Annotated in this window: 3 protein-coding genes; 1 reads left to right on the forward strand and 2 read right to left on the reverse strand. The window is 53.9% G+C overall.

Annotation, left to right across the window (positions count from 1 at the left end; genetic code table 11):
* Nucleotides 1-470: SLC13 family permease (locus V6D20_15970; GenBank protein ID HEY9817277.1), on the reverse strand; the 470-nt coding region annotated here is incomplete at its 3' end.
* A 224-nt stretch (nucleotides 471-694) separates the two neighbouring features.
* Here V6D20_15970 and V6D20_15975 point away from each other — a divergent pair.
* A complete protein-coding gene (locus V6D20_15975) occupies nucleotides 695-1,720 on the forward strand; it encodes a bifunctional riboflavin kinase/FAD synthetase (GenBank protein HEY9817278.1) in 1,026 nt (341 codons plus the stop codon).
* Between the two features lie 14 nt (nucleotides 1,721-1,734).
* On the opposite strand, the gene V6D20_15980 is transcribed toward V6D20_15975, so the two are convergent.
* Entirely contained in the window at nucleotides 1,735-2,631 is an 897-nt protein-coding gene (locus tag V6D20_15980) for a 3'(2'),5'-bisphosphate nucleotidase CysQ (GenBank protein ID HEY9817279.1), read from the reverse strand.
* Nucleotides 2,632-3,059: the final 428 nt, after the last annotated feature.

A 3,059-nucleotide genomic window follows, 5' to 3' on the forward strand; every position in this document is an offset into this window, starting at 1 on the left:
TTGGTGGAGGTGCCAATCAGGGTGAGCATGCCTCCCATAACCGTGGCGTAGGAAAGGGGAATCAGCAGCTTGGAGGGCGATCGCCCTTGAACTTTGCACCAGTCTTCCACAATCGGTAGGAATACAGCGACGACGGCGGTGTTATTGATGAAGGCTGTAATGGGCCCCACAATCATGCCCATGACGAAAATTTGTTGGGAAATGCGTTGACCGCCCCAATCAATCAGCCAACTCCGCACGACTTGGATCACCCCTGTGCGAGCGATGCCAGCACTGAGAATAAACATGGCCATGACGGTGATGGTGGCTGAGTTGCCAAATCCTGAGACGCCCTCTTCTGGGGTCACCAGACCTAGCAGCATCAGCAGTACTGCGACCATCAATGCCGTTAAGTCAACGGGCACCCATTCTGCCACGAAGCTGATCAGCGCTAGCATAATGACCAAGATGGTCTGAAAAATGGGACTCATGACGATCGAAATCAGCATTCAAGTAAACCAACTGCGTCAGGATTGCGGATGAAAGCTTGGGGGTTGGGTTCTAATGACGACAGGTAACGAACCAAGTGCCATGGAGAGTTTCGCTAGTATAGCGCTTCGTGGTTCAGAAGAAGGGGGTAGACCAGCTTGGGGATCTATCACTCAGTTATCAGGTTTGCAGTAAGGGTTTCACGCTATGTGTCAGAATGTAAAGCGTGTGGATCACTTCGTCACTCAATACAGCGCGCACCCCAACGATTGCCGCTCTCGGAAATTTTGATGGTGTCCATCGTGGACATCAAAAGGTTCTTGCGCCAATTTTGCCGGGGTCTTGCGTTGATCAGCTAGCCCCAGATTCGGTGGCTATGTCGGTTGGACATCAACGCTCTCAACCTGGCGCAGCTCAGGAATCCGATTGCTCTCTTGATGCAAATTCCCAGCGCGATCGCCCCCTGCGCACCGTGGTGACGTTCTTCCCCCATCCTCGGGAGTTTTTTGCCGGAGAACGCCGTCTATTGTTAACGCCCTTGGATGAGAAGGTGTGGGAGTTGGCCAAGTTGGGGGTTGAACAATTGGTCTTGCTGCCCTTTGACCAAGGCTTAGCGCAGTTGACCCCTCAGGAGTTTGTGCAGCGTATATTGGTCGATGGTCTTGATGCTCGTCATATTAGCGTCGGTGAAGACTTTTGCTTTGGCCGCGATCGCTCTGGAACAACGGCAGATTTGAGGGCGATCGCGGCGACCTTTGGCGTTCAGGTGACGGTGGTGCCGCTCTATGCCGATGGGGGCGATCGCATCAGCAGTTCTGCGATTCGTGATGCCCTAGGCCAGGGTAATATTGCCAGAGCCAATCACCTACTGGGGCGACCCTATGCCCTCACCGGCACGGTAGTGCAGGGGCAGCAGTTGGGGCGCACCCTCGGTTTTCCGACGGCAAATCTGGAGACGCCGCCCCAAAAATTATTGCCCCGTCAAGGTGTTTATGCGGTGTGGGTTGACCTAGACGGTACCCTACGCCCCAGCGTGATGAACCTAGGGCATCGCCCTACGGTCAATGGTTTGCAGCAAACCCTAGAGGTACATCTGCTAGATTGGTCAGGCGATCTTTACCAGCGTCGGCTGACCCTGTTCCTCAGCCACTTTTTGCGCCCTGAGCAGAAATTTGACTCCCTGGATGCCTTGAAGGAGCAAATTCAAGCCGACTGTCAGATGGCAAAATACCTCCTCACGGCTCCAGGCTAGTTACTGGCCATTAATCACTGAGCATCAATGGCAGCCAATAGGGTGCGGGCAGTGGTGCAAAGGTCGGTGTGATGCTGACCATTGCTGGCAATCAGGCATCCCCACTGGTTTACGTCTCCCCGGTTGTACTGCAAGGGGGTTTCATCGGCATAGGTAAACTGACCACCGGCTTCCGTCAAAATTAGTTCCGGTGCCGCCATATCCCAGTCTTTGGGAGCCGATTTACCTGAGAGAGAAATGTAGACATCGGCCCGTTGCTCTACCACCGCCGCAATCTTGCCACCTACGCTGCCTACGGCAATTTGATGTTGACAAGGAAGCTGTTTCAGCAGTTGGTTGAAGCGGTCATCTCGGTGGGTGCGGCTCATGACCACGACTAAGTCCTCGGGGCGATCGCGTTGGGATACCTTCAGGGGCGTGGTGGTGCCCCCGGTAGTTTCTACAAAAGCTCCGCCGCCCTTGGTGGCATAGTAAAGCTTGCCCAGTTCAGGACAGACAACGACTGTCAGCATGGGACGCCCTTGGTAGGTCAAGGCGATATGTAGTGCATATTCTCCGGTGCGATCGATAAAGTCGCGGGTGCCATCGAGGGGATCAATAATCCATAGCCAGTCTTCAGGAAACGGGGACTGGCGTTTCTGAGCCTTGTAGGTTTCTTCGCTCAAGTAGCCAAAGGTATCTTGTCCAAAGGCAGTGGTTAAGCGATCGAGGATATAGTGATTGGCGGCCAGATCGGCGGAGGTTACGGGGCCATCCTTGCCTTCCTGCACATTCAGCCCTGCCTGTGCGCCGACGGGAGTTTCTCCCCGATAGTAGGTCTGTAGAATTTCCGCTGCGCCCCAGCCTATCGAGCGGGTGACCTCTAGAATATGCTCCGTGGAGAGTCCGGCAATGGTGGTCGGCAAGTTCACGCGTAAAATCCTCGCTAATGATAAAGACTGGATGATGAGGTGAGGGATCGTAGAGATCCCATTTTTAGCCCATCGCATCATAACAGACCGATTTGTCGTCATGGAGCGTTTGCTGGTTGAACGGTGAGATACCGGGTCTATAGGGGCGATCGCCCTTGGTTTAAACTGCGTTCGGTGCCGTCATGGATCCAGAAACTCTTATCCGTTGGGTAATGACCGATATCATTCTGAGCCTGGTTCCGTCCGAACTGGTGGAGCAGCCCTCGCCTGGTCAGTGGGAGGACGTAACGATTGGTAAGCACTTCGACATTGCTCAATGCTCTAATCCTGATGAGAAGAGGGTTGAGCGACGTCGAAACCCGGCAACTTAGCCTCATTTAATGGAGTCCATCTACTTATTCGTATTGCCCTGGGATCACGGAATCATG

The sequence above is a fragment of the Candidatus Obscuribacterales bacterium genome (assembly GCA_036703605.1).
Lineage (GTDB): Bacteria > Cyanobacteriota > Cyanobacteriia > RECH01 > RECH01 > RECH01.